The 25,287-nt window shown below is 70.7% G+C and carries 29 protein-coding genes; 13 read left to right on the top strand and 16 right to left on the bottom strand.

Translation table 11 applies throughout. From position 1 onward, the window contains the following. Positions 1-38: 38 nt before the first annotated feature. Complete coding sequence (gene pstS, locus ACFWHU_RS27085) at positions 39-1,175, bottom strand: phosphate ABC transporter substrate-binding protein PstS (protein ID WP_385796267.1); 1,137 nt, start codon at positions 1,173-1,175, stop codon at positions 39-41. 192 nt (positions 1,176-1,367) lie between these two features. Between pstS and ACFWHU_RS27080 the strand changes: the two genes are divergently transcribed. The 3 genes from ACFWHU_RS27080 (at position 1,368) to ACFWHU_RS27070 (ending at position 3,487) form a co-directional block, all read left to right on the top strand. Beyond that, entirely contained in the window at positions 1,368-2,324 is a 957-nt protein-coding gene (locus ACFWHU_RS27080; protein ID WP_387227873.1) for a phosphotransferase family protein, read from the top strand. A gap of 123 nt (positions 2,325-2,447) precedes the next feature. Further along, on the top strand, positions 2,448-2,894 hold the full coding sequence (locus tag ACFWHU_RS27075; RefSeq protein ID WP_387227871.1) for a hypothetical protein: 447 nt from the start codon (positions 2,448-2,450) through the stop codon (positions 2,892-2,894). A 32-nt stretch (positions 2,895-2,926) separates the two neighbouring features. After that, positions 2,927-3,487 (top strand): hypothetical protein, encoded by a 561-nt coding sequence (locus ACFWHU_RS27070; protein ID WP_387227869.1) that lies wholly within the window; start codon positions 2,927-2,929, stop codon positions 3,485-3,487. Positions 3,488-3,503: 16 nt separating this feature from the next. Here the strand turns inward: ACFWHU_RS27070 and ACFWHU_RS27065 are convergent, their stop codons facing one another. The 7 genes from ACFWHU_RS27065 to mshD form a co-directional block, all read right to left on the bottom strand. Continuing rightward, positions 3,504-3,968, bottom strand: a complete 465-nt coding sequence (locus tag ACFWHU_RS27065) for an NUDIX hydrolase (protein WP_387227867.1) — start codon at positions 3,966-3,968, stop codon at positions 3,504-3,506. Then, complete coding sequence (locus tag ACFWHU_RS27060) at positions 3,965-5,089, bottom strand: CHAD domain-containing protein (RefSeq protein ID WP_387227864.1); 1,125 nt, start codon at positions 5,087-5,089, stop codon at positions 3,965-3,967. The genes ACFWHU_RS27065 and ACFWHU_RS27060 overlap by 4 nt, the downstream gene beginning before the upstream one ends. Then, entirely contained in the window at positions 5,055-7,280 is a 2,226-nt protein-coding gene (locus tag ACFWHU_RS27055; RefSeq protein WP_385796281.1) for an RNA degradosome polyphosphate kinase, read from the bottom strand. Before ACFWHU_RS27055 ends, ACFWHU_RS27060 begins: the two co-directional genes overlap by 35 nt. Before the next feature lie 318 nt (positions 7,281-7,598). After that, positions 7,599-8,555, bottom strand: a complete 957-nt coding sequence (locus ACFWHU_RS27050; RefSeq protein ID WP_387227862.1) for an ABC transporter permease — start codon at positions 8,553-8,555, stop codon at positions 7,599-7,601. After that, positions 8,552-9,460 carry an ABC transporter ATP-binding protein gene (locus tag ACFWHU_RS27045; RefSeq protein WP_385796285.1) on the bottom strand — a complete coding sequence of 303 codons (909 nt, stop codon included), beginning with the start codon at positions 9,458-9,460 and terminating at the stop codon, positions 8,552-8,554. Before ACFWHU_RS27045 ends, ACFWHU_RS27050 begins: the two co-directional genes overlap by 4 nt. Continuing rightward, complete coding sequence (locus ACFWHU_RS27040) at positions 9,457-9,885, bottom strand: GntR family transcriptional regulator (RefSeq protein ID WP_385796287.1); 429 nt, start codon at positions 9,883-9,885, stop codon at positions 9,457-9,459. Before ACFWHU_RS27040 ends, ACFWHU_RS27045 begins: the two co-directional genes overlap by 4 nt. A 102-nt stretch (positions 9,886-9,987) precedes the next feature. Then, on the bottom strand, positions 9,988-10,908 hold the full coding sequence (gene mshD / locus ACFWHU_RS27035) for a mycothiol synthase (RefSeq protein WP_385796290.1): 921 nt from the start codon (positions 10,906-10,908) through the stop codon (positions 9,988-9,990). Positions 10,909-11,218: 310 nt separating this feature from the next. Between mshD and ACFWHU_RS27030 the strand changes: the two genes are divergently transcribed. Both ACFWHU_RS27030 and ACFWHU_RS27025 read left to right on the top strand, forming a co-directional pair. Beyond that, positions 11,219-13,033, top strand: coding sequence for a bifunctional metallophosphatase/5'-nucleotidase (locus tag ACFWHU_RS27030; RefSeq protein WP_385796293.1), 1,815 nt, complete (start codon positions 11,219-11,221; stop codon positions 13,031-13,033). A 227-nt stretch (positions 13,034-13,260) separates the two neighbouring features. Continuing rightward, complete coding sequence (locus tag ACFWHU_RS27025; RefSeq protein WP_387227859.1) at positions 13,261-14,448, top strand: DUF2993 domain-containing protein; 1,188 nt, start codon at positions 13,261-13,263, stop codon at positions 14,446-14,448. Between the two features lie 35 nt (positions 14,449-14,483). Here ACFWHU_RS27025 and ACFWHU_RS27020 read toward each other — a convergent pair whose 3' ends face one another. From ACFWHU_RS27020 to ACFWHU_RS27000, 5 genes are all read right to left on the bottom strand, one after another. Next, a complete protein-coding gene (locus tag ACFWHU_RS27020) occupies positions 14,484-14,894 on the bottom strand; it encodes a cytidine deaminase family protein (protein WP_387227857.1) in 411 nt (136 codons plus the stop codon). An 88-nt stretch (positions 14,895-14,982) separates the two neighbouring features. Further along, the gene (locus ACFWHU_RS27015; protein ID WP_387227855.1) at positions 14,983-15,354 is read right to left on the bottom strand and encodes a DUF4180 domain-containing protein; all 372 of its coding nucleotides are present in this window, start codon (positions 15,352-15,354) and stop codon (positions 14,983-14,985) included. Then, positions 15,347-15,841 (bottom strand): helix-turn-helix domain-containing protein, encoded by a 495-nt coding sequence (locus ACFWHU_RS27010; RefSeq protein WP_387227853.1) that lies wholly within the window; start codon positions 15,839-15,841, stop codon positions 15,347-15,349. The genes ACFWHU_RS27015 and ACFWHU_RS27010 overlap by 8 nt, the downstream gene beginning before the upstream one ends. 82 nt (positions 15,842-15,923) lie before the next feature. Then, complete coding sequence (locus ACFWHU_RS27005) at positions 15,924-16,787, bottom strand: class I SAM-dependent methyltransferase (RefSeq protein ID WP_387227851.1); 864 nt, start codon at positions 16,785-16,787, stop codon at positions 15,924-15,926. Between the two features lie 95 nt (positions 16,788-16,882). Next, the gene (locus ACFWHU_RS27000) at positions 16,883-17,488 is read right to left on the bottom strand and encodes a helix-turn-helix domain-containing protein (protein ID WP_387227849.1); all 606 of its coding nucleotides are present in this window, start codon (positions 17,486-17,488) and stop codon (positions 16,883-16,885) included. 93 nt (positions 17,489-17,581) lie between these two features. Here ACFWHU_RS27000 and ACFWHU_RS26995 point away from each other — a divergent pair, with 93 nt between their 5' ends. Both ACFWHU_RS26995 and ACFWHU_RS26990 read left to right on the top strand, forming a co-directional pair. Beyond that, positions 17,582-18,625 (top strand): NAD(P)/FAD-dependent oxidoreductase, encoded by a 1,044-nt coding sequence (locus tag ACFWHU_RS26995; RefSeq protein ID WP_387227846.1) that lies wholly within the window; start codon positions 17,582-17,584, stop codon positions 18,623-18,625. 134 nt (positions 18,626-18,759) lie between these two features. Continuing rightward, a complete protein-coding gene (locus tag ACFWHU_RS26990) occupies positions 18,760-19,614 on the top strand; it encodes an alpha/beta hydrolase (protein ID WP_385796631.1) in 855 nt (284 codons plus the stop codon). On the opposite strand, the gene ACFWHU_RS26985 is transcribed toward ACFWHU_RS26990, so the two are convergent. Then, positions 19,607-20,044, bottom strand: a complete 438-nt coding sequence (locus ACFWHU_RS26985; RefSeq protein WP_385796314.1) for a nuclear transport factor 2 family protein — start codon at positions 20,042-20,044, stop codon at positions 19,607-19,609. The two genes, ACFWHU_RS26990 and ACFWHU_RS26985, sit on opposite strands and share 8 nt — an antisense overlap. 117 nt (positions 20,045-20,161) lie before the next feature. Between ACFWHU_RS26985 and ACFWHU_RS26980 the strand changes: the two genes are divergently transcribed. From ACFWHU_RS26980 to ACFWHU_RS26970, 3 genes are all read left to right on the top strand, one after another. Further along, entirely contained in the window at positions 20,162-20,347 is a 186-nt protein-coding gene (locus ACFWHU_RS26980) for a hypothetical protein (RefSeq protein ID WP_387227844.1), read from the top strand. A 117-nt stretch (positions 20,348-20,464) separates the two neighbouring features. Next, positions 20,465-21,049: a DUF2975 domain-containing protein gene (locus ACFWHU_RS26975; protein WP_385796318.1), complete on the top strand. Its 585-nt coding sequence runs from the start codon at positions 20,465-20,467 to the stop codon at positions 21,047-21,049. Further along, on the top strand, positions 21,049-21,282 hold the full coding sequence (locus ACFWHU_RS26970; RefSeq protein WP_385796320.1) for a helix-turn-helix domain-containing protein: 234 nt from the start codon (positions 21,049-21,051) through the stop codon (positions 21,280-21,282). The genes ACFWHU_RS26975 and ACFWHU_RS26970 overlap by 1 nt, the downstream gene beginning before the upstream one ends. Positions 21,283-21,333: 51 nt before the next feature. On the opposite strand, the gene ACFWHU_RS26965 is transcribed toward ACFWHU_RS26970, so the two are convergent. Next, positions 21,334-22,137: a MerR family transcriptional regulator gene (locus ACFWHU_RS26965; RefSeq protein WP_387227841.1), complete on the bottom strand. Its 804-nt coding sequence runs from the start codon at positions 22,135-22,137 to the stop codon at positions 21,334-21,336. After that, complete coding sequence (locus tag ACFWHU_RS26960) at positions 22,130-22,666, bottom strand: VOC family protein (RefSeq protein ID WP_385796325.1); 537 nt, start codon at positions 22,664-22,666, stop codon at positions 22,130-22,132. The genes ACFWHU_RS26965 and ACFWHU_RS26960 overlap by 8 nt, the downstream gene beginning before the upstream one ends. 119 nt (positions 22,667-22,785) lie before the next feature. On the opposite strand from ACFWHU_RS26960, the gene ACFWHU_RS26955 reads away from it, so the two are divergent. From ACFWHU_RS26955 to ACFWHU_RS26945, 3 genes are all read left to right on the top strand, one after another. Beyond that, positions 22,786-23,718, top strand: a complete 933-nt coding sequence (locus ACFWHU_RS26955) for a phosphatidylinositol-specific phospholipase C (RefSeq protein WP_387227839.1) — start codon at positions 22,786-22,788, stop codon at positions 23,716-23,718. A 42-nt stretch (positions 23,719-23,760) separates the two neighbouring features. Further along, complete coding sequence (locus ACFWHU_RS26950) at positions 23,761-24,144, top strand: VOC family protein (protein ID WP_387227837.1); 384 nt, start codon at positions 23,761-23,763, stop codon at positions 24,142-24,144. Between the two features lie 146 nt (positions 24,145-24,290). Continuing rightward, complete coding sequence (locus ACFWHU_RS26945) at positions 24,291-25,247, top strand: ankyrin repeat domain-containing protein (protein WP_387227835.1); 957 nt, start codon at positions 24,291-24,293, stop codon at positions 25,245-25,247. The last annotated feature ends 40 nt before the right edge of the window (positions 25,248-25,287 follow it).

Genomic DNA, 25,287 nt, shown 5'->3' with positions numbered 1-25,287 from the left:
GGCCGGTCCCGCTCGGCGGGACCGGCCACGTCCGGAGGTCAGGACAGGGTGGGGACGATCTCGCGGACCTTGGCCGCGATCTCGGTCGGGAGCGGCGCGTAGTCGGCGTCGGCCAGAACCTTCTGGCCCTCTTCACTGACGGCGTAGTTGAGGAACGCCTTGACGGCGGGCAGGGTCTCGGCCTTGTTGCCCTTGTCGCAGGCGATCTCGTACGTCACCAGGATGATCGGGTAGGCACCCTCGGCCTTGGTGGCGTAGTCGAGCTCCAGCGCCATGTCGTTGCCGGTGCCCTTGACCTTGGCGGCGGCGATGGCCTTGGAGGCGTTCTCCGTGGTGGCCTCGACCGGGGCGCCGGCGCCCGTGTCCACCTTGACGGTGGTCATGTCGCTGGCGGTCGCGTAGGAGAGCTCGAAGTAGCCGATGGCGCCTTCGGTGTCCTTGACGCCGGACGCGACGCCGGAGGAGCCGCTGGCGGCCTGGCCGCCCTTGGCCTCCCACGACTTCGAGCTGTCGTCGTAGTTCCACTGGGCCGGGGCCGCGGCCTTGAGGTACTTGTTCAGGTTCTGCGTCGTGCCCGACTCGTCCGAGCGGTGGAACGCCTGGATCGCGGTGCTCGGGAGCTTGGCGTCGGGGTTGAGGTCCGCGATCGCCTTGTCGTCCCACTTCTTGATCTTCGAGTCGAAGATCTTGGCGAGGGTCGGGGCGTCCAGGACGAGGCTGTCGACGCCCGGCACGTTGAAGCCGATGGCGACGGGGCCGCCGACCATCGGGAGGTTGATGCCCTTGCCGCCCTTGCAGATCTCCTCGGAGGCGGTGACTTCCTCGGGCTTCAGGGCGGAGTCGGAGCCCGCGAAGGCGACCTGGCCCTGCGTGAACTTGGTGATGCCACCGCCGGAACCGATCGGCTGGTAGTTGATCTCCACGCCCGAACAGGCCTGCTGGAAGTTCTTGACCCAGAGGTCCATCGCGTTCTTCTGGGCGCTCGATCCGGCGGCAAGGACCTGGCCCTTGGCGTCGTCACACTTGATGTCCGAGGCGGCGGCGGCGGTCTTGTCGCCGGAGCCGGTGCTCTCCGTGTTGTCGTCCGAGCCGCACGCCGTGAGAACCAGGGCGCCGGAGACGGCGAGAGCACCGAGCGCGGTGGCGCGCAGCCGGTTCTTGCGCTGAAGCTTCACTTCGGGTGTTCCTTCCAGAAGCCGCCTGTGTGCGGGTATACGCACTTCTACGGCGGCGTGCGTCGAGGTGGTGGATCCGGCGGTGTGCCGGTCACCGTGTAAGGCCGAAATTAGGCAGATCAGGTGAAGCCGCTGACGGATGGGAGTGAACGGGAGGTGAACCGTGACGGACAGCCTGGTGCGGCTCCGGCCGTGATCGGCGCCCGACACGGCGTGCCCGCCGAGAAAGTGCGCCCGACGGCGTCAGGGGTGGCGAACCGGGCGTATCTCCTCGGTCCGGACCTGGTGCTGCGTATTCCGCGTACGGAGGCGTTCGTCGCCGACCTGGTGAAGGAGGCGGCGGTCATCCCGGTCGCGCGGGCCGCCGGGGTGCGTACGCCGGCGCTCGTCACTTTCGACGACAGCCGTACGGACGCGGACGTGCCGTACATGGTCCTGGAGCGGGTGCCGGGGGTGGACCTCGCGGCGCTGGACGGGGCTGCGGGCGCGGAGGACGTCTTCCGGGAGGTGGGGCGGGAGCTGGCGCGGCTGCACCGGGTGACGCCCGCGGGGGTGGGGGAGCTGACCGGTGTTCCGGTGGAGTACGACCCCGACGCCGCCGCCCCGCACCGGCTGGTCGACGTCCTGCTGAGGGACGGGATGCTCGACGCGGAGGCCGCGCGCTGGCTGCGTGGCTGGTTCGACCGCCTCGCGGAACGGATCCCCGCCTCCTCCCCCCGCGTCCTGGTGCACGGCGACATCGCGCCCCAGAACCTGCTCGTGCGGCCGGGAGCAGGGACGGGGCCGGGGGAGGGTGCGGGTGCGGCGCCGGGGAGGCTCGCCCTCACGGGGATCGTCGACTGGGGTGACGCGATGTGGGCGGACCCGGCGGTCGAATTCGCCAAGACGCCGCTGTGGGGCATCCCGGCGATGCTCGACGGCTACCGGGAGGGCGCGGGCGGGGGCGCGGGCGAGGGCGCGCACGACCGCTCGTACGCCTGGGAGGCCCGCGTCCTGCGCTACCACCTCACCTGGGCCCTCGCCCGCCTGCGCCACCCCACCCCGGTGCCGGGCGAACGCCACTGGACGGCGCCCCCGGCCTCGCGGCTGCTCGGCATCCTCCGGTTCTTCGCCTCCTCGCCGCCGGAGCCCTGGCCTGCGCTCGCGTAGCCGTGCCCGACGGCGTCCGGAATTACATCCAGCTTCCAACTCCTCACCATGGGCAACCGGTTGGGCGAAACCCACACTCGAAGGACTGACGACGGACGTCGGTCCACCGAGAGAGGGAATGCGATGGGGGTTACGGGAGAGGAAGTACGGCTCCGCACGCGGATCGTCGGCTGGATCATCGGTGTGGCGTTTCTGAGTGTGATCGCCACGTTCGTGTTCGGGGGCGCCGGCTGGATCACCGCGCCGTTCCGGGGCGCGGCCGAGGAGCGGGAGAACACGGTCGGGTCGGGCGCGTTCCGGCAGTCGACCTACCAGGAGTTCTTCGATCTGTGCGAGGCCGCGCAGAACGCCGAGGGGACGATCGAGGCGCTCAAGGAGGAGCGGGGATCAGCCTCGGCGGCCAGGAAGACCCAGATCGACCAGTCCGTCATGGCGCTGACGGCGTCGCGGACCGAGTCGATCAACGACTACAACTCGAAGGCCGCCCAGGAACACCGCGCCCCCTTCCGCGACCGGGATCTGCCGTACCGCCTGGACGCCGATGACGACGACACCGTCTGCGCCGAATAACCACCACCCTCCCGGAAAGGGGGCAGCACAGCATGAAGACGATCACTCGTACCGCCGTGGCGGCCATGGCGGCGCTCACCCTGGGGCTGGGTCTGACCGCCTGCGACGACGACTCCAGCCAGAGCAGGGAGACCAAGGCCAAGCAGAGGAACTACGACCAGCTCGTGGCGAACCAGCCCGCCGGGAAGATGGAGTACTCGCCGACCCGCGAGGCCATCAACCAGTGGGTGAAGACCTGGGGCAAGCGGGGCAAGCTGAGTTACGTCTACATCCAGAACGCCAGGGGCGAGTACGGGTACTTCGTCATGAAGGGCCTGCCCGTCGCGCGCTGCGAGATGCTCACACCGACGGAGAAGGTGGACTCCTCGTCCACCGGCAAGGTGGTCGTGGCGCTGCCGGGCATGGACGGCGTGTACTCGGCGGGCTCGATGTGCAACGCCTACTACGGCTTCGACGCCACGACCGGCGCGTACATCGAGTTCACGGTCGGGACGAACCAGTCGTTCTTCCTGTTCGACAAGCCCATGACGATGCCGGAGTACGCCAGCGCCGAGCAACTGGGTCCGACCTCCGTGGAGGAGGTCAAGAACTGACCGTGGGGAGTGTCCGTCATGCCTCCGGCGCGCTCCTCGCGGGCAGTGAGTCCAGCAGCGCGTCGATCAGGAGGCGGTCGCGGGGCTGGGTCAGGCGGGTGCGGGCCGTGGGCGGGGGAAGCCAGAGGACACGGTCCACCTCGTCGTTCGGCGCGAAGGTGCCGTCCGTCGCTTCCGCCGCCCAGTAGACGACCTCCTTGGGGCGGCCGTTGGCCAGGTAGCTGACCGTGCCGAGCCGCGCGCCGGGGGAGCAGTGGTGACCCGTCTCCTCAAGCACCTCGCGCAGCGCCCCCGTGAGGGCGTCCTCCGCGTGCTTCAACTTGCCTTTCGGGTGGGACCAGTCGTCGTACTTCGGCCGGTGGACCAGGCAGATCTCCGTGCCGTCGGCCGAGTAGGGCGACTTGCGCCAGAGCACGCAGCCCGCCGCGAGGACCGTGCCCGTCCTGGCCGTACGGGTACGGCCGGGGTCGCTCCCGGTCATGGTGCGGTCACCGCCGTCCGTTGCCAGATCCGCTGGAACTCGTAGCGCGCCGCCTCCACTTCGAGGCGCTGGTCCGCGTGCAGCACGCCGAGCGCGTACGCCGTTGCCGGGGCGATCCGTGGTGTGCGGGCCGCGTTCGCCGAGGCTGCCGCCGCCTCCGCCGCGTCGCGGTGGTGGTCCAGGGCGCGGCCGGCTTCGGCGAGCACCGGGTCGGGGGAGCCGCCGCCCTGCCGGACCTCCTGGGCGTACCGGTGCAGTCTGAGCAGCAGCCGCACCTGGTGCCACGGGGCGTCCTGGGCCTCGCCGTCGGAGGGGGTGGCCAGCCCGTGGATCAGGGCCTCCGCGTTGTACGGGTGCGCGGCGCGCGCCAGTGGCAGCGCGGACACCGCGTCGAGCAGCCTGCGTTCGGCCGCGCTCCGGGGCGCCGCCAGGATCTCGGCGGCGGGCGCGCCCGCGACCGGCGCCAGCGGTACCTCGGAGGCCAGGACGGCGACGGCGTCGGCCACCGCGTGGAAGCGGGACGAGCCGAGGGCCTGGAGCGCCGCGGAGTGCGAACGCGTGCGCGCGAGCGTCAACTGCCGCTCCAGCAGCGCCCCGGCGCGCGAGGCCCCGACGGTCAGCGCGCCCGCGGCGGCCGACGCCGCCGATGATCCCTCGCCGTTACGGGCGGTCGGCACCGGCCCGGACCCCGGCACCGGCCCCGCCCCCGACAGCCGCGCCAGCGCCGACACCAGCCGGTGCAGCCGCGCCGTGCACGCGTACTCCTGCGCGAGTGTGCCGGACAGCCAGCCCAGTTCCGCACGGAGCTGGTCCGCCCACACCGGGTCCAGCAGCACCCGGAACGTGTGCAGACCGGCCCCGATCCGCCGGGCCGAACAGCGCAGCGCCGACGCGGCCTCCTCCGCCGCCGCGGTGTCCGAGCCGCTCTCCCCGTACAGCCGCAGACTGCGCAGGAAGTCCGCGCAGCGGGCGTTCAGATACCCGGCGAGCACCTGCCCCGCGGTCGCCTCGAAGGCGTCGTCGGGGTGGGCGGGGCGGTCGGCACGGTCGGGATGTGCCGTACCGACCGAGCCGGCGGTGTCTGCTTCATGGTGCTGCACGCCGGCGCCTCCGGGCGTCAATGAGCATTTCCTGTACGTGCCTGAGCGGCTGCCCGTCCGCGTCGACGGAGTGCCGGGTCCAGTTGCCGTCGCCGCCCAGATGCCAGGACGCGGTGGTGTCCGCCATGCCGGTCTCCAGAAGCCTGCTGATGGAGGCGCGGTGTGCCGGGTCGGTGACCCGGACCAGGGCCTCGATACGACGGTCGAGGTTGCGGTGCATCATGTCGGCGCTGCCGAACCACACCTCGGGTTCGCCGCCGTTTCCGAAGGCGAAGATCCGCGAGTGTTCGAGGAAGCGCCCGAGGATGGAGCGCACCCGGATGTTCTCCGACAGGCCGTGCACGCCGGGGCGTACGGCGCAGATGCCCCGCACCCAGATGTCCACCGGCACGCCCGCCTGCGCCGCGCGGTAGCAGGCGTCGATGACCGCTTCGTCGACCATCGAGTTGACCTTGATGCGTACATAGGCCGGGCGGCCCGAACGGTGGTGCGCCGCTTCCTTGTTTATGCGGGTGATCAGCCCGTCGCGCAGTGACTTGGGCGCGACCAGCAGCCGGCGGTACGTCTCGCGCCGCGAGTATCCCGACAGCCGGTTGAAGAGGTCGGAGAGGTCCGCGCCGACGTGCGGGTCGGCCGTGAGCAGGCCCAGGTCCTCGTACAGCCGCGCCGTCTTCGGGTGGTAGTTGCCGGTGCCGACGTGGCTGTAGCGGCGCAGGGTCTCGCCCTCCTGCCGGACCACGAGCGAGAGCTTGCAGTGCGTCTTGAGCCCGACCAGCCCGTACACGACGTGGCAGCCGGCCTCTTCGAGCTTGCGCGCCCACTTGATGTTGGCCTGCTCGTCGAAGCGGGCCTTGATCTCGACGAGGACCAGGACCTGCTTGCCCGACTCGGCGGCGTCGATCAGCGCGTCGACTATCGGGGAGTCGCCGGAGGTCCGGTACAGCGTCTGCTTGATCGCCAGCACGTCCGGGTCGCCCGCCGCCTGCTCCAGGAAGGCCTGGACGGAGGTGGAGAACGAGTCGTACGGGTGGTGCAGCAGTACGTCGCGCTCCCGCAGCGCCGCGAAGATGTCCGGCGCGGACGCCGACTCCACCTCGGCGAGGTCGCGGTGCGTGCCCGCGATGAACTTGGGGAACTTCAGCTCCGGCCGGTCGAGCGCGGCTATCCCGAACAGACCGGTCAGATCCAGCGGCCCCGGCAGCGGGTAGACCTCGGCGTCGGACACCTTCAGCTCACGGACCAGCAGGTCAAGGACGTACGGGTCGATCGACTCCTCGACCTCCAGGCGCACCGGCGGGCCGAAGCGGCGCCGCATGAGCTCCTTCTCCAGCGCCTTGAGGAGGTTCTCCGCGTCGTCCTCCTCCACCTCCAGGTCCTCGTTGCGGGTGACCCGGAACATGTGGTGCGCCAGGACCTCCATCCCGGGGAACAGCTCCTCCAGGTGCGCCGCGATGACGTCCTCCAGGGGCACGTACCGCTGCGGGGACGCCTCCAGGAAGCGCGTCAGCAGCGGGGGCACCTTGACGCGGGCGAAGTGCCGGTGGCCGCTGACGGGGTTGCGGACGACGACCGCGAGGTTGAGGGAGAGCCCCGAGATGTACGGGAAGGGGTGCGCGGGGTCCACGGCCAGCGGCGTCAGGACGGGGAAGATCTGCTGCCTGAACAGGGTGAACAGGCGTGCCTGCTCCTTCTCCGTGAGGTCGCCCCAGCGGATCAGATGGATGCCCTCGTCGGCGAGCGCGGGGGAGACGTCCTGCTGGAAGCAGGCGGCGTGCCGGGCCATGATCTCCCGCGACCGGGTCCAGATCAGGTCGAGCACTTCGCGGGGCTGGAGCCCTGAGGCCGATCGGGTGGCGACGCCGGTCGCTATCCGGCGCTTCAGGCCCGCGACGCGGACCATGAAGAACTCGTCCAGGTTGGACGCGAAGATGGCGAGGAAATTCGCCCGTTCGAGTAGCGGGGTGGCCGGGTCCTCGGCCAGCTCCAGCACGCGTTCGTTGAAGGCGAGCCAGCTGCGCTCACGGTCGAGGAAGCGGCCCTGGGGCAGCTCCCCGCCCTCGTGGTCCTCGTCCTGCTCGTACGAGTCGAGATCGGCGTCGAGGTCGGGCTCCAGATCGGACACGGCGGCGCTGACCGTGTGCGGCCGGTGTGCGGCGATGGACCCGACGGACGGCTGCGGGTGGACCGGGCTCTCGGCAGGCTGCTGGCTCATACCTCCATTGTTCCGCGCTGAAGGCGTGACAGGCGCGTCGGAACCCGCGGGGGCGAGACGGAACCTGCCGTTCGGCGTGGGGGGCACAGCGGGCTGCATTCCGAGAGGGTCGCAACCCCGTCTGAATGCCCGGTAACGGCGACATGACGTGCAGGGAAGCGGGGCGGGGCTCCACGGGGTCGGACGAGGGGCACGGACCGCTGGTGGCGCACGGTTGTACGAGGTGAACGTACAGATGAACGGCCGGGGTCGGTCCGGAGTGGCCGGGGTCCCGTCCGCCCCCTGCGGCGGACGGGACCCCGCGCCTGTGCCCGTGGGTCAGCCGTGCCGGCGCCCCAATACCTTGAACGCGCCGAAGACGCACGCGGCGGCGAGCAGGAGCACGATGCCGGTCTCGACGAGCTGGAGGGGCCAGAAGTGGGAGTCGGGGTGGTACTCGTAGAAGCGTGTGCCGGCCGTGGAGGCGGTGTCCGGGGCGCACGGCGACTTCGAGAAACCCATGTCCAGGCACTGCTTGTAGGTCATCTGGCTGCCGTCGGCGAGGACGACGCCTTCTCGTACGATCCAGGGATCGGGCGACGCGGTGAAGGGGCTCGTCCCCGCGCCCCCCTCTGTCTTGACGACCGGCCACAGGTAGGGCCGCACCCAGGCGAGGGCCAGTGCGACTCCCCCCGTGGCGGCCAGGCCGACGGCCATCGCCAGGAGGGTGCGGCGCAGGAGTACGGCCGCGAGCGCGCCGACGGCGACCGCCAGCAGGACGTAGCCGACAACTGTCACTCCCAGGGCGGGGTAGACCTCGCGACCGCTCCAGGACCGGGCCATGGAGAGGAACGCGTCTTCCTGGCTGTAGGACCTGCTCCAGCGGAGAGTGGCGGCCAGGAGAACGGCGCCCGCCGTGGCGATCGCGGCGGCGCCGGCGAGGCGGACGGCGAGCCAGCGGGCGGGCGACACCGACTGGGTCCATGCCAGTCGGTACATGCCCGATTCCAGTTCACGGGCGATCAGCGGACCCGCGGTGAACGCCACGACGACGAGCGGCAGCAGGACGGCGGCGCCCCCGACGTAGTTCTCCGCCCAGCGGAACCAGCCGCTCGCCGTCGTGCTGATCTCACACCCCTCGCCGCAGCTCACCACGGCCCCGGCCGAGCCGACCCAGACTCGGGCCGCGATCACGCAGCCGATGGTGAGCACCGTGAGGAACAGCGCCGTCCACAGCGCGGGGCGGTGCTGCCGTATGGCGACCCAGGCCGGGCCGCGCGGCGTCAGCGCGTTCATGCCGTCACCGCCGCTTCCCGCTCGTCGCGCCGCGACTCGGCGCTCGGGGTCAGCAGCACGGGCGCGCCCGGGGAGCGCAGATGGGCGAGCAACAGTTCCTCCAGGGAAGGTTCCACGGTCTGCCAGTCGGGGCCGACCGGTCCGTCGGGGCGGATCAGCGCGGTGAGCCCGCGGCCGGTGGTGCGGGTGTCCACGACCGTGTGCGGGGCCAGTTCGCTTACGGGGCCGGTGATCAGCCGGTGCGCGGTCAGTAGGTCCTCGGTCTCGCCGCCGAGGCGGATCCGGCCCTCGTCGAGGAGCAGCAGGTAGTCGCAGGTGCCTTCCAGCTCGGCGAGGATGTGCGACGAGATCACGACGGTGGTGCCGTGCGTGGCGGCCTCGGCCATGAGCGTGCCCATGAGCTGATGGCGGGCGAGCGGGTCGAGGTCGGCCATCGGCTCGTCCAGAAGCATGAGTTCGGGTCGCTTGCCGAGTGCGAGCGCGAGGGCGACGCGGGTGCGCTGGCCGCCGGAGAGCGTACGGACGCGTACGCCGAGGTCGAGCCCTCCCTCGGTGACGATCCGCTCGGCGGCTTCGGCGTCCCAGCGGCCGGGGTTGAGTTCGTACCCCATGCGCAGGGTGTCGCGGATGGTCAACTGCCCGTAGAGGGGCTTGTCCTGCGCGACGTAAGCGATCCGCTCGCGGACGGTCGCCGGGTGCTCGCCGAGGACGCGGACGCCGCCCTCGGTGGCCGGGAGCAGTCCCGACGCCAGGGCGAGCAGGGTGGACTTGCCGGCGCCGTTGGGTCCGACGAGGGCGCAGATACGGCCCTGCGGGATCCGGAAGGAGCAGTCGCGCAGGGCCCAGCGGCCCTTCCTCCGGTAGCGCTTGCCGAGGCCGGTCGCCTCGATCGCCGCGGCTGTCATGAGTGTTCCCCCTGCTTCTGGTTCGTGTTCGGGACATGCGCGTCGAAGCGTTCGTCGACGACGGAGGTGAATAGCGCCGTCAGGTCGTCCTTCTCCAGTCCTCCGGTGCGGGCCCGTTCGGCCCACGCGGCGAGTTCGGCGCGGAGTTCGGCCCGCAGCGGGCTGTCGGCGGCGCCGCCGCCGAGGGTGCCGCGTACGAAGGTGCCGAGCCCGCGGCGTCCTTCTGCCAGGCCCTCGCGTTCCAGTTCGCGGTAGGCCTTGAGGACGGTGTTGGGATTGATGGCCGTGGCTTCCACGACCTCGCGGGCCGTGGGCAGTTTGTCGCCGGGCTCCAGCAGGCCGAGCCGGAGGGCCTGTTTGGTCTGCTGGACGATCTGGAGGTATGTGGCGACACCGCTGCGCCGGTCGATGCGGTATTCGATCACCCGCAAGCACCCTTTCACTAGGTAAGTAGTGAAAGCATGGGGTGAAGAAGGGGCGGTGTCAACTTCACCGCCCCTTGGGGTACTTGGCCGCCGCGAGGAGCGCTACGACTCCGTGCGGTACATGAGGTCCACCTCGTGCGTCGCGAAGCCGAGACGCTCGTAGACCGTCACCGCCGCCGTGTTGTCGGCGTCGACGTAGAGCATCGCGGTCGGCAGGCCCAGCGACGCCAGGTGGCGGAGCCCGATCGCGGTGAGCGCCTTGCCGAGTCCGCCGCCCTGCGCGTCGGGGCTGATGCCGACGACGTACACCTCGCCGAGCTGTTCGGCGGCGTGCACCTTGGTCCAGTGGAAGCCCACGAGCCGGCCGTCCCGCTCGGCCAGGAAGAAGCCCTTCGGGTCGAACCACGGCTCGGCCTCGCGGTCGGCGAGATCGCGCCGCGTGAGTCCGCCCTGCTCGGGGTGGTGGGCGAAGGCGGCGGCGTTGACGGCGAGCCAGGCGGCCTCGTCCTGGCCGGGTACGAAGGTACGGACGGTGACCCCGTCCGGCAGGACCGGCTCGGCGATGTCCAGCGGCTCCAACGGCCGCCGCAACTGCCGCAGTTCACGGAACATGCTCAGCCCCAGCACCTGCGCCAGATGCCGGGCGGCGGACTTGCCGCCGTGCGCCCACACCCGCAGCCGCTTCCCGGACGCGGCGAGCAACGCGGCCCCGAGCGCCCGCCCGTGCCCGCGCCCCCGTTGCGACGGATGCACCACCAGCTCGGCGGCCGGCGCCTCGACGGGATCGGTGTCCTCCAGCTGGGCGTACCCCAGCAACTCCCCGCCGACGGTCAGCAGAAAATGCCGCACCCCGACCCTCGGGCCCCCGCGCAACTGCAACCGCCCCTGCTCGGAAACGGCCTGTACGCCGTCGGAACGGGCCGCGTCGTCGAGCAGCGCGAGTACGGCCCGTGCCTGCTCAGGGGTGATCTCGTCGAGGGTGTCGATCTGCCGGCCCGGGTCGAGGGCTGCCGTATCAGTCATGCGTCGAGGGTACGGCGCGCCCGCGCGTTCGCCCGGATTCCGGATTCCTCATTTACGGGCGGCCGGTGTCCGCCCCGTGGTGGACCACGATGTGGCCCCAGGGGCAACTGTCCAACAGCTTGTTGGCCAATTGGCTCCGCACGGATATGTCCGCCGTAGAGGTGATGCGCCCAGTCCACCCCTTGACGGACATTGGCAACCAGGTCGTAACCAGAACACCCCTGTTGCTCTACGCGCGTGGACTCTAGGCTGCCGCTCGCAGCTGTTCCTCCTCACACGGAACTTACAAGCGGAAGCAACAAGGGGACCGATGTCAGCGACACCGCAGAAAAATCGCGCGGCCCGGCGGGTGCTCGCCGCCGTAGCCGGACTTGCCACACTGGGCGCACTCGCCGCCGCCGCGCCCGCAGCCGCCGGGGCGCAGGGGCATGGTCACGGGCACGGGCACCCCAAGCCCCGCACCGTCGATGTCCAGCTGCTGTCCTTCAACGACCTGCACGGGAACCTGGAGCCGCCGGCCGGGTCCGCGGGCAATGTGAACGAGATCCAGGCCGATGGCACCGTCAAGGCCGTCCCCGCCGGTGGTGTCGAGTACCTCGCCTCCTCGCTGCGCACCGCGCGCAAGGGCAACCCGTACTCCATCACCGCCGCGGCCGGTGACATGGTCGGCGCCAGCCCGCTGCTGTCCGGGCTGTTCCACGACGAGCCCACCATCGAGGCGCTCAACAAGATCGACCTCGACGTCTCGGCCGTGGGCAACCACGAGTTCGACGAGGGCTCCGCCGAGCTGACCCGTCTTCAGAAGGGCGGCTGTCACCCGACGGAGGGCTGCTTCGAGAAGGGCAAGAAGTTCAAGGGCGCCGACTTCCCCTACCTGGCGGCCAACGCCACGTACGAGAAGACCGGCAAGCCGGTCCTCAAGCCGTACACCGTCTGGAAGAAGAACGGCGTCAAGGTCGGCTTCATCGGCGTGACCCTGGAGGGCACCCCGAACATCGTCACCGCCGAGGGCGTCAAGGGCCTGAAGTTCCACGACGAGATCGAGACCGTCAACAAGTACGCCAAGGAGCTGGACCGCCAGGGCGTCAAGTCGATCGTCGCGCTCATCCACGAGGGCGGGGCCCCGGCCTCCGACTCGTACAACTACGACTGCGACAGCCCCGGCCCCGGTGACGGCATCTCGGGTCCGGTCGTCGACATCGCCAAGGGCATCACGCCCAAGGTCGACGCGCTGGTGACGGGCCACACGCACCAGGCGTACGCGTGCACCGTCCCCGACCCGGCGGGCAACGACCGCATGGTGACCTCGGCGTCGTCGTTCGGCAAGGTCTACACGGACACCACGCTCACCTACGACCTGCGGACCAAGGACATCGTCCGTACGAGCGTGAAGTCGGCCAACCACATCGTCAGCCGTAACCAGGCCAAGGCCCAGGACATGACCGACCTGATCGCGCGCTGGAACAAGACCGCCGCGCCGATCGCGGGCGCCCCGCAGGGCTTCATCTCCGCCGACATCAACGGCCGTGGCTCCACCGCGCCGGAGAAGCCGCTCGGCAACGTCATCGCCGACGCGCAGCTCGCGGGTCTGGCGCCGGCCGACAAGGGCGGCGCGCAGGTCGCGTTCATGAACCCGGGCGGTATCCGCTCCGACCTCGTGTACGCCGCGTCCGGCAGTGAGGGCGACGGTGTGGTGACGTACGGCGAGGCGTTCACCGTGCAGCCGTTCACCAACATGATGAACGTCGTCGACCTCACCGGCGCGCAGCTCCTCACCGCGCTCCAGCAGCAGGTCAGCGGCCCCAACGAGGCGTCCCCGAAGATCCTCCAGGTCTCGAAGGGCTTCACCTACACCCTGGACATGACCAAGACGGGCGCCGCCCGGATCGTCACGGACTCGGTGAAGCTGGACGGTGCGGCGCTGGACCCGGCGAAGACGTACCGCGTCGCGATGAACGAGTTCCTCGGCGGCGGCGGCGACGGCTTCCCGGTGCTCGGCCAGGGCGCGAACAAGCTGGTCGGCGCGTCCGACCTGGACCTGTTCAACGCCTACCTGGCGGCGAACTCCACGGCGACGGCGCCGCTGGCGCCGCCGGCGACCGACCGGATCACGGTCATCAAGTAGTCACCGGTTCTCCCTGACGGAGGGCGGTGGGACGGTTCATCCGTCCCGCCGCCCTCCGTTTGTCTGACGTCCGTCTGGCGTCCGTCCGGTGTCTGTCCGGCGTTTGTCTGTGGTCTTTCTCACCGGGTGCGGACCCTCCGCTTCCGGTCCGACAAACGCGCGTAAATAACGTGATGGTGGGGCGGCTGTCCAGGCCACGCCCCGGCCGCCCGTGTTCGTATTGACCGATGCTTCGCCCCAGCCCCTACGACGAACTCGCCCGCCTGGCAACGCCCGATCCGGACCTCGGGCCCCCCGCGTACGACCCCGCCACGTACGACCGCATCCCCCCGGACGACGACGATCCCGGCCGCCCCTCCTGGTCGCCGCCCGACCACCGGCGCCGCCGCCCCCGCCGCTTCGGATTTCTGGTGAGGCTGACCCTCACCGCCGCCGTCTGCGCCGCGTTCTTGCTGCCGGCAGACCGGCTCGCCGCGATGTACGCGCAGGACAGGGCGGCCGACCAGGTCCAGCGGTCGCTCGGTCTGGCCACCCGGCCCGATGTCGACATCCACGGCTTCCCGTTCCTCACCCAGGTTGCCGCCGGGAAGCTGGACCGGGTCGACGTCGCCGTACCGGACGTGGCGGCCGACCGCGTCTCGCTGGCGGAGGTACGGGCCACGGCCGAGGACGTCCGGATCGTCGGTGACCTGCCGACCTCCGTGCGGGGCGCGGTCGTCGGCAGCGTGGACGGGGACGTCCTGCTGTCGTTCGACGACCTCAACCGTGAACTCGGCTCCTCCCAGGTGAAGTTCACCGGCGAGGCCGGCGACTCGGTGCGGGTGGCGGGCGCGTTGCCCGTCGCGGGCCACGAGGTACGCGTACGGGCCGACGCCCACGTACGGCGCGACGGCGCCCGCTCGGTCTCCACCACCGTCGACGGAATGCGCCTGGACGTCGCCGGCATCGCCACCTACCGCCCCGGCAAGGACCGCGCCCACTCGGGCCTGCGCCTGCGTCCTGAAGCGGCGGCGCGCATCGCCGACGAGGCGGCCCGCGCGAAGGCGCTGCTCGCCGTGCCCGCCGTGGTGGACCGGCTCGGCGTTCCGAAGGACCAGGTCGACCGGGCGCTGCGCGGCGACAAGGAGCTGCGGGAGCTGACCGGATCGCCGCGCTTCGTGAAGCAGTTGATGAAGGTCAATCTGGTCGACGTGGTCGTCGAGCACCCGTGGCTGCTGGAGAAGGCCGGAGTCGACCCGGAACTGATCACCGCGCTGCTGAAGCTGCGACCGCCCGAGCTGTCCGAGAAGCTGTCCCTCTCCTTCGAACTGCCCCGGACGCCGGGCGACCTGCGGCTGCGCGACGTCACGGTGGAGCGCGACGGGATCCGGGCGGATCTGGCGGGGTCGGGCATCCGGCTCGGCGGCGAACACTGACGCGCGGATCGGTCCAGCCGGTCAGTCCCAGCGGGTCAGTCCAGCGGGTCGGGCCATTCGTGAACGGGCAGCAGTTCTCGGAGACTTGCCGATCTGCCGCGGCCCAGGACCACTTCGGTGTCGATGTTCGCCCGGTCGATCTGGCGGATGAACTCCCGGCAGCGGCCGCACGGCGGCAGTACGTGCAGGACACCTTCTTCGCTGCGCCAGACGGCCACCACCTTCGCGATCCGGTACTCGCGGGCGGTGACCATGGCGGCGATGGCCGCGTGCTCCGCGCAGAAGCCCGTGCCCGAACCGGTGTCGATGCACACGCCCGAGTACAGATTGCCCGCCTCGGTGACCAAGGTGGCCGCCACGTCGCCGAACAGCCGGTCACCCACGTTCCGCGGATTCAGTACGGCCTGAGCGGTGGCGATGAGTTCGTCGTCGGATGTGGTGGTCATCCGCCGGAAGCTACCAACCCGGCCACCCCGAGGTCACCGCATTTTCGCGACGGACCCCGGGGCGGGTCGGGCCTGGCCCCGGCGCCGCTCACGGGCGGGGGCCGAGCCGGGTGGTGAGTTCGTCCAGGTCGGTCACGAACCAGATGTCCCGGCCCCGGTTCGCCTCCCGTACGAGGTCGCGCAGCGCGGTCCCGGTCCGCAGATGGTGCGAGATGTCGCCGACGACGGCCAGCCGGAGCCGGTAGTTGGCCAGCTTCTGGAGGATCGCGCCTGCGACACCGCTGCTGAGGTCGTAGAAGCGGTCGTCGAACCGTCCGGCCGGGACCGCGACCAGCTCCGCGCCCTGGAAGGCCGCGCCGACGAGGTGGTCGAGCGCGTCCTGCTCGGTGGCGATCGTGGCACCGTCCGCGTCACAGACCAGCACCTGTACGCCGTGGTGCTCCACGAGAAGATCAGGCACGGTCGCTCTCCCATCCTTCGGAAGGCAGCAGGTCGTTGCCCGGCCCGAGCACACTGTCGACCAGGTTCAGCAGGTCGGCGGTCTCGGCGGCGTTGCCGAGGATCACGATCTTCATACGGGCCCGCTCCTGGTCGTAGACGGTCTGGATGCGCAAGGAGTGCGCCTGGCCCCGCGCGGACTGCGCGCTCGCCGTGACGAAGGTGCTCAGCCGGCTCGCGGCGTCCGGGCCGACCGAGTCGATCTGCACGATGCTCGACACCTCCAGATGCCGCCCGCGCGGGACTTCGGCCGCCGCCGAGCCCTCGGTCTCCGGCTCCGAGGGGCCGGTCAGCGCCTCGAAGTCCGCCCGGCTGATCCGGTACTGCTTACCGATCCGTACGGCCTTCAGCCGCCCGTCACGCACATAGTTCCGCACGGTCCGCACATGCAGCCCCAGCCGCTCGGCGACCTCACCGACCGAGTACAGCTCACGCTCTCCGCTCTCCATACGTATGAATGCTACCTCAAACTACCTTCCACGGTTGCTCAAGTGGAAAATGGGGAGTGATGCGTCAGTCCGTATACGGCGCTCAGGCGCGCCGTGCCCGTGCCGCCCATACGGTGCGTTCCGTGCGGACCGTCAGGTCGTCGCGGCGGAGAACGCCGTGCGGGCTGTCGGCGTCGAGCAGCTGGTCGAGGGCGGCCAGGTCTTCGGCCGCCAGCTTTTCGGCGACGCCGCCGCGGATGCGGCGCAGGCCGGCGAGAGCGTAGCGGCCGACCGCCTCGGTGTGGGGCGGGCCGAGGTTCACGGTGATGGTGCGCTCGCCCTCGACGGTGAAGCCCGCGGCGGTCAGCTTGGGCCCCCAGTCGGCGCCGCGGTGCGGCATGTGCTCGGCGTGGTGACGGTCGAGTGCCGCATGGCAGCGCTCCTCGAGGCCGGGCCGCTCCTCCGGGGCGTCGGCGGGCAGGAATCGCGGGAAGCCCGCCAGTTCGACGACCGCGAACAGCCCGCCCGGCGCGAGCGTGTCGTGGACGAGGCGCAGGGTGCGGTCGGGGTCGGACATGTGGTGCATGGATGCCGACGCCCATACGAGATCGGGTGTGCCGAGGTCCGGCCGGTCCGTGTCGAGATCGGCCTGAACGGTTCGCACTTGGCCGGCCACACCCTCGGACTCGGCCTTCTCGCGCAGCCGGTGCAGATGGACGGCGGATGAGTCGACGGCGGTCACCTCGGCGCCGGGGAAGCGCTTGAGCAGTGCGAGCGTGCCGGCTCCGGTCCCGCTGCCCAGGTCCACGATGTGCCGGGGGGCGGCTTCGACGGGCAGCCACGCGATGATGGACGCGGTGTGCCCGGCGAGTACTTCCGCGTCCAGGTCGAGGATCTCCGCCTGGTCGTCGTCGGCGTCGTGCTGGTGCTGGTGCTGGTGCTCGTGCTGGTGGGGTGTGGGTGTCATGACATGCACGCTAAGTGGACCAACGGCGCCCGGCGCCACCGCTTTCCGAATGCGCAAGAACATGGCCCTTCGAGCTGCTGAACAGGCAAGCGGCTCTACGGCGTGCGCTGCGCGTCCGGCGCATCCGACGGCTGTCCGCCCGCACCGCCCTGGTGCCCGCGCCGGGCGTCGCGGTCGAAGATCCCCAGGACCTCGCACGGGCCGCCCTCCGCGCCGATGGCATGCGGAAGCATGGTGGGGAACTCCGCGGCCTGATTGGTCTCCACCCGGAAGCGGCGGTTGCCCAGCAGCAGGACCGCGGTGCCGGAGAGGACGACGAGCCATTCGTGGCCGGGATGGGCGCGCATGCGCGCAGGGTTGTCGGGCGGCGGATCCGTCACCCGCTGACGTACGACCGTCAGGTCCGGCGCCGCCCGCACGGGCCACCGCATCTGCTGGTGGGCGGCGTCGATCGTCGGGCTGGAGATGACATCGTCCGCGGCCGTCTCGACGAGCTGGTCGAGCGAGGTGTCCAGGGCGCGGGCGAGGGTGACCAGCTGGTCCAGGGCGAGGCGGCGCCGACCGGTCTCGATCCTGCTGAGCGTGGACGGACTGAGCCGCGCCCGGGTGGCCAGCTCGTCGAGGGACCAGCCCTGCGCCACCCGTAGAGCGCGGATCCGCTTGCGTACGAGGCTGTCCAGCTCACCGTCTTCTTGCGTCATGAGCAACATCTTATGCCTCATGCGCAAAGCGTGCTTAGTGTGGAACGTGCGGGCCCGCCCAGGGCACGCACACCGCGAGGAGGGGCCATGCGCATGACTGGGACGACTGCTGTGACTGTTACGACTGCTACGACTGCTGACGCCGAGTACGACGCCGTCGTGATCGGCGGCGGCGCCGCCGGACTGAACGGTGCGCTGATGCTCGCCCGCTCCCGCCGCTCGGTCGTCGTGATCGACAGCGGTACGCCCCGCAACGCACCCGCCGAGGGCGTGCACGGCCTGCTCGGTCAGGAGGGCGTACCGCCGGCGGAACTGCTGCGCCGAGGGCGCGAGGAAGTGCGCGGCTACGGGGGACGGATCGTGGCCGGCGAGGTGACGGACGCCGTCCCGGCCGACCCGACCGCCGAAGGCGATCCGCGCTTCGCCGTGACCCTGGCCGACGGCACCGTACTGCGGGCGCGCCGACTGCTGGTCGCCACCGGGTTGCGTGACGTACTGCCCGACGTTCCCGGGCTGGCCCGGCACTGGGGGCACGGCGTGGTGCACTGCCCGTACTGCCACGGCTGGGAGGTGCGCGACGAACCCATCGGGATCCTGGCCGTGGGCCCGGCCTCCGTCCATCACGCGCTGCTGTTCCGGCAGTTGACCGACGACCTGGTCTACTTCACTCGCGGCACCGAGCTGGACGAGGACACCCGCGCGCGCTTCGCCGCCCGAGGCATCCGCGTCGTGGACACCCCCGTGGCATCGGTCGAATCCACCGACGGCGGTGAGGGCGGCGACGGCGGCGGCATCGAGGGCGTGCGGCTGAGCGACGGTCAGACCGTTCCCCGCCGGGTCATCGCGGTCGCGACCACGATGCGGGCACGCACCGACGGCCTCGACGGTCTGAGGCTGCCGACGGAGGATCTGCCGGGCGGTATGGGCCGCCACTTCGCGACCGGCCCGGCGGGCACCACCTCCGTCCGGGGCGTGTGGGTGGCGGGCAACGCCACCGACCCGGCCGCCCAGGTCGGAGCATCGGCCGCGGCCGGCGCCATGGCCGGGGCACACATCAACGCCGACCTGGCGAACGCCGACACGGACGCGGCCCTCGCCGCCGCGCTTGTCCGCGACCGCCGGACGGGCCGCGAGTGAAGTCCCACCCGGCAGCACGCACTCGCGAGCGAGGCCGAACCGCTGGATAGTGTGGGCCGTTGAGCTTCGGACACCTGTCCGCACGCCGACCTCAGGACCCCGCACCCGACCGCGTGAAAGTGAGCAGCCGACAGATGCAGCCGACGTTCGTACTGGTCCACGGAGCCTTCGCGAACTCCTTCTCCTTCGCACCGCTCCAGGCCGAACTCGGCCTCCTCGGGCACCGTTCGGTCGCCGTCGACCTGCCGGGCCACGGTTTCGCGGCGACCTTCACCCGCGCCTATCAGGCCCCGCAGGATCTGGCGGGGCTCGCCACAGCGCCCGGCGCGATCAAGGGCGTCACGCTCGCCGACAACGCGGCGCACCTGATCGGAATTCTTGAACGGGCCAAGCGGAACGGCCCCGTTGTCCTCGTCTCGCACAGCCGCGGCGGCGTCACCGCCACCGCCGCGGCCAACGCGCGGCCCGACCTGATCGACCGCATCGTCTACGTGTCGGCCTGGTGCCCGGTCGCTCTCGACGTCGGCGACTACTACGCCGAGCCGGAGATGGCCACGGTCGACGTCGCCTCCCTGGCCCTGGCGATCGCCGGAAACCCCGCCGAACTCGGCCTGCTCCGCACCAACTTCCGCACCGGGAACCCGGACGCCCTCGCGGCGTTCAAGGCGGCCTTCCTCGCCGACGGCACCGACGACGAGTTCCTGGCCTTCCTCAACACCTTCCAGCCCGACGAGAACCTGGACGTCGGCACTTCGAACGACCGCGCGCAGGCGGCGACTTGGGGCCGTATCCCGAGGACGTACATCCGCCTGGCGGACGACACGAGCCTGCCGCTCGCCCTCCAGGACCGGCTGATCCGCGAGGGTGACGAGCTGACGCCGGACAACCCGTACGACGTCCGCACCCTCCCGGGCAGCCATCTGAAGTGGCTGACCGACCCGGCGCCGGCGGCCCGGGTCCTGGGTGAACTCGCCACGCTCCTCAGCTGAGGTTGTCGCCCCAGCCGCCCTGGATCATCGTCTGGAACGCCCACTCCCCGTTCCTCTTGATCAACACATCGGCGTAGCGCAGCTGTTGGGTCTCGCCAGTGGCCGTCGTCATCGTGGAGTCGGTGAAGACGACGACCATCGCGGAGCTGAGGAAGACGGGCGTACGGACGGAGTCGAACGTGAGGTCCCCGTCCCCGCCCTCGCCCATCACGTGTGTCATCGTCCCGATGAACTGCTCCCTGTCCCACTGGGCCGAGGCCCCCTCGCCGGCCGTGTTGTCGCTGACGAGATTCAGCGGAAAGACGGCGAGGTCCGCCATCCGCGCGATGTCCCGTTTGGCGCTGTGGGCGTCGTACGCGGCGAACCACGCCTCGACGGAGGCGAGTTCGTCCTGGGTGGGGGTGTAACCGGTGTCGGGCAGAAGGGGCATACTCTGTCTCCCGTGCTTCATTGATCAAGCTTGACTAGATCGCTCGCTCGAAGCGTATGCCCACTGTGGGCACTAGTCAAACTTGATTAATCGAGCTCGGCGGATGGCGTCGAGCATGTGCTCGACGCCGACAGCCGCACCCACATCTCGCGCTGCTCGATGCCCAACCCGGCCGAGGCCATCCGCGCCATCCGCGTCGATGTGCGCGCGCTCACCGACGCGTTCCGTTCCGTCACCCGCGGGACACGCCCTCGGTCGCCGCGGCGGACGACGGCGGCAAGCGTGACCGGCAGCCCGCGCTGACAGCGGTACGCCTGGGGTCCGCCGCGCGCCGAGCGCGGCGGGCGGGCCCCGGACTTGTCGAATATCGATATGTGCCGCTACGTTGGCCATATCGAAAATCGATAGGAGGGGGATGCGATGAACACGCGACTCACGGGGATCCTGGCCTCGGTGACCTACGCGCTGGCGGTGCTCTGCGGGCTCGCCTTCCTCGGTACGGGAGCCACGCACATGCTCGACGACGGCGCGGTCTGCGTGCAGACGGACTTCTGGCGCAATGCCAACCTGGCGGACGACCTGCCCTTCGGCGACGGCGTCAACGCGTTCAGCAGTACCGCGACCCTCTGCCAGGACAGCCCCTCCGTGGGACAGCGCGCCGCCGACCTCGGGCACGAACTGCCCTGGCTGCTCTTCGGCTCCCTCGCGCTGCTGCTCTTCTCCCGGCTGCTGAAGACCGTCCTGTCGCAAGGGCCGTTCACCGACGCGGTTGCCCAACGGCTCACCGTTCTCGGCTGGTTCGTCGCCGTGGGTACGCCGCTGGCGGGTCTCGTCGTCGGGTGGTCGCAGTCCTGGCTCGTCGGGAGCATGGCGCCGATCGTGGGATCCGGGCCGACGGTCACCGGGCCACTGGTGCTCGTCCTCGCCGGTCTCGCCGCGGTGATCCTTGGGAAGATAATGGGCGAGGGAGTGCGGATGCGAGAGGACCTCGAAGGGACCATCTGATGCCCGAAGAGGAACTCCACACGATCAGGATCCACCTCGACCGGATCCTCGCCGAGCGCGGCATGACGCTCACCGAGCTGTCCGCGCGAGTGGGCATCACCGTCGTCAACCTGTCCGTGCTCAAGAACGGCCGGGCCAAGGCGATCCGCTTCTCCACCCTGTCGAGGATCTGCGATGTCCTCCAGTGCCAGCCGGGAGACCTGATCACCCACGACCCCGCCGGACCCTCCTAGGGCCTGTCCGGCCGCACTTGGTCGCGGGCCGGTCGGCTCCCGGCCCGCGCTCTACCGCCAGGTCGCGGTGTCCGGGTCGATGCCGTGGGCGCGCGCACTGGCGTCGATGATTCGGCGGAACCACGAGGCAAGGCCGGCGCGGACGCCGTCGTAGTGGGCGGCGAACGCCGGTTCGGTCTCGTATCTGCGGCCGAGACAGACCTGCATCTGCCTGGTCAGGGGGAAGTACGAGGCGAAGACTTCGCGGTGCCGCTCCACGAGTTGATTCGCCTCCGGGCTGCCAGGTGTGACGCCGGCGTCCATCGCATCCCCGAGGTCGTGGTCGAGACCGGCGACGGCGTCGGCGACGGTCCGCCACTCCTGCGGACCGCGAGAGGCCGAGCGTTCGGCGTACTGAAGCCACTGCGTCGTGTCTCCGTAGCGCTCACGGGCTTCGGCGGGCCAGTCCGGATTCCATTTGGGGCCGAAGATCGCGGCCTGCTGCTCGACGGTCAGCAGCAGACCGCGCTCGTGGGCGTCCATCATCCGGTCCAGTCCGGCGCCGAGTTGCCGGAGGCGTTCGATCCGTTCGGCGACTTGTGTGCGCTGCGCGCGCAACGCGCCGGGCACGTCCGCGGTCGAGTCGTCCAGGACGGTCCGAATCCTGTCCAGGCCGAGACCGATCTCGCGGTAGACGACGATGCGGTGCAGGCGTTCCAGATCCCCGGCGGTGTAGAGCCGGTATCCGGCAGCCGTACGCAACGACGGTCGCGCCAGAGCGATCTCGTCCCAGTGGTGCAGCGCGCGGACCGTCACGCCCAGACGCGACGAGACCTGACCGACGGTCAGGCCGTCGGCGTCAGTGGCATCAGGCATGGTCCTCATTGTCGCCGCGACCGACGGCAGGCGGCGTGATCCCGACCGCCGCGAGGTTCCGCGCCTCCTGGCTGTCCGGATCGAAGGGCTTCGCCGCGGTGAAGACGATCCGGGCGTTCTCGGGGGTGATCACCGCCACGTCGCGGGTGTTCCAGGGAGTGTCGCGTGGACCGTCGACCGAGTTCGGGCGCAGCGCACGGCAGCCCTCGACAAGGGAATCGACCTGGCTGAGCACGCACGCGAAACTGAGGCTGATCGCCGGCGCCTGCTCCGGAACGCTCTCCGCCGGGACGAGGAGCACGTCCTGGAAGGCCCACCGGCGCAGATGCACAACCCGGCCGGGGATGCCGAACAGCTCGAAGAACCCGAGCCCACGAATCCAGAAGTCCACCGACGCCGTCAAATCGCTCGTGGGGATCGTCGCGAACGCGGGCATTCCGTAGATGCCGCGGAACGGCTCCGGCGGCACGGCGTCCGGGCCGGGAGCAGGCACGGGACTCGTCTCGAACGCGTTGTAGTAGTCGCTCATGTGCCCCACCCTCCGGCCTCACGCGACGTGAGGGTCAAGAAGCCGCACCCGTGGATGTGAGTTTCGCGGCGTCGCCGGGCCCTGTTCGTGCGTGATGCGTGCACGTCATAATTCGCCCCATGGTCACAGACAGCGGCACAACTCCCCCCACCAGTACTGGACTTGGGCGCAGAGGGATCCTCGCCGGGGCTCTCGCGCTCTCCGCCACCGCGCTCGTCGGTGCGGGCTCCGCGACAGCGGCGGCGGCCGGGCCCACCAGGACGAGGCGCGCGCTCGCCCCCTCCGACTGGCTCGCCGGGATCGGCGACTCCACCCCCGTACAGCGCCTCACCCTTCCCGGCACGCACAACTCCGGTGCGCGCAGCGGCGGTCTGTACGTCGCGTGCCAAGGGACCACCATCGGCCAGCAGTTGAACACCGGGGTGCGGTTCCTCGACGTACGGTGCCGGGCGTTCGAGAACGCCTTCCCGATCCACCACGCCGCGTTCTACCAGAACCTCAACTTCGACGACGTCCTCACCGCGTGCCGCGACTTCCTCCAGGCGCACCCCTCCGAGACCGTGCTGATGCGGGTCAAGCAGGAGTACTCGACGGTGAGCGACGCGGAGTTCCGGCGGATCTTCGACACCTATCTGGACGGCAAGGGCTGGCGTTCCCTCTTCCGGCTCGACAGCGGCCTGCCGACGCTCGGCCAGGCGCGCGGCAAGGTCGTGCTGCTCGCGGACAACGGCGGGCTGCCCGGTGTGCGGTACGGGGACGGCGGGCTGTTCGACATCCAGGACGACTACCAGGCCGAGCCGGGCGCCAAGTACCCCAAGATCGAGGCCCACTTCCGCAAGGCGGCGCAGCAGCCGGGCAAGCAGTTCATCAACTTCGTCAGCACGGCCGCGCTGCTGCCGCCCCGCTGGAACTCCGACCGGCTGAACCCGCAGGTGCACTCGCTGCTCGACGGGTCGGAGGGTGCGGGCTGGCGCGGGCTGGGCATCGTGCCGCTGGACTTCCCTGAGACACGGGCGGGGCTGGTGGACTCGCTGATCCGGCACAACGGCTAGGCATTCGGGGCCTGGGGCCGTCGCCGATTTACACTCGCGGGCATGGCATGCCGCATCAGTGAACTGGTCATCGACGTCGCCGACCCCGAGCGGCTCGCCGCGTTCTGGAGCGAGGTCCTCGGCTACGTCGAACTCGGCCGGGAGGCGGACGGAAGCATCGAGATCGGGCCGCCGGACGTGGGATTCGGCGGCCCGCAGCCCACCCTCGTTCTCAGCCCGAGCAGCGATCCGCGGACCGGGAAGCTCCCGCTGCACATCGACGTCAACGCCACCGACCGCGACCAGGACGCCGAGCTGGAGCGGCTGCTCGCACTCGGCGCGAGGCCGGTCGACGTCGGCCAGGACGGCACCGAGAACTGGCACGTCCTGGCCGACCCGGAAGGCAACGAGTTCTGCCTCCTGCACCGCCGGCTCCAGCCCCTCTGACTCCTCTGACCCCACCGTGACGTTTCGGGTGAACGCGTACTCGTCGCGATCCGCGACGGCTACGGCGGCACGTTGTCGGACCCGTCTGCGATGGTGTTCGTACGGGTGGGGGGACAGCCGCCCGGATCGGCGCCGGAGGGGGCATCGTGACAGGTCGGAGCGGCGACTGGGACAGCGTGGGCTGGGCGGGCTGGGAGAACCACGCCGACGTCAAGCGGTGCCTCGATGAGGGGGCTGATCCGGAGAACTGGCGTGGCGGGCGGCCCCTGCACCGGGCCGCGGCCTTCGGCTCACCGGAGGTCGTCGCTGAGCTGGTTCGGCGCGTCGCGGACGTGGACGCGAGCCAGGGGGGAGGGACCGCGCTGTGGGAAGCCGTCCTGTGCGACCGGCCGGACAACGCGCGCGTCCTCGCCGCCGCCGGAGCCGACCCCTGGCGGACCGTCGCCGGTGGCTGGTCGCCGGGGCGGCTCAGCCTGGCCGGACCGACACCCGACCTGTTCGTGGTGCCCGAAGGTGAGCGCGGGCTGAGCGAGGCGGAGCGCGCGACGGCACAGGAGGCAAGACGGCTCGTCACCGCGCTGGGCCGCGAGCACTTCGACGGAATGGGGCTGGCGTGCGTGGCCGGCATCGACGCCGAAGAGGCGATACGACGCCTGGAGGCGACGCCGGTCGCGGGCGAGGAACTGGCCGAACTGGTCGAGAGTCCGTACGCGTACGACCTCGACGAGGAGATGCTCGTCGTCGGCGTGACGACCGTACCGGGCGGCTGCGTCGTCACCCAGCCGTGGGGATACGGGCCGTCACAGCCGGGTGTCCTGGAGCGGCTGTCCGCCGGCACCGTCTGCTACGGCCTGTACGCCAACCCCAAGAGCGGCAATCAGGGCAGCATCACCCGTGACGGGGTCACCGAGGCATGGGACCTCCACCCGGGCGGCGGACCGAATCCGGACGACACCCCGGAGCAGGTTCTCGCCTCCTACCTCTACCACTACAACGCGGTGGCGTACGCGTGCGCCTTCGTGGGACTGCGCCCGACGGACTCGCGCTCCGTCGACGGGCGCGCGGACGTATGGGTCGAGCTGCCGGACCGGGACTACTGGTAGCACCGACGCCGGCGTCTCGGGCTCGGTGACCGTGGCGAAC

The organism is Streptomyces sp. NPDC060366 (genome assembly GCF_042725135.1).
Taxonomy (GTDB): domain Bacteria; phylum Actinomycetota; class Actinomycetes; order Streptomycetales; family Streptomycetaceae; genus Streptomyces.
The sequence above is the reverse complement of the archived record's forward strand: the minus strand, read 5'-3'. Positions and strand labels throughout refer to the sequence as shown.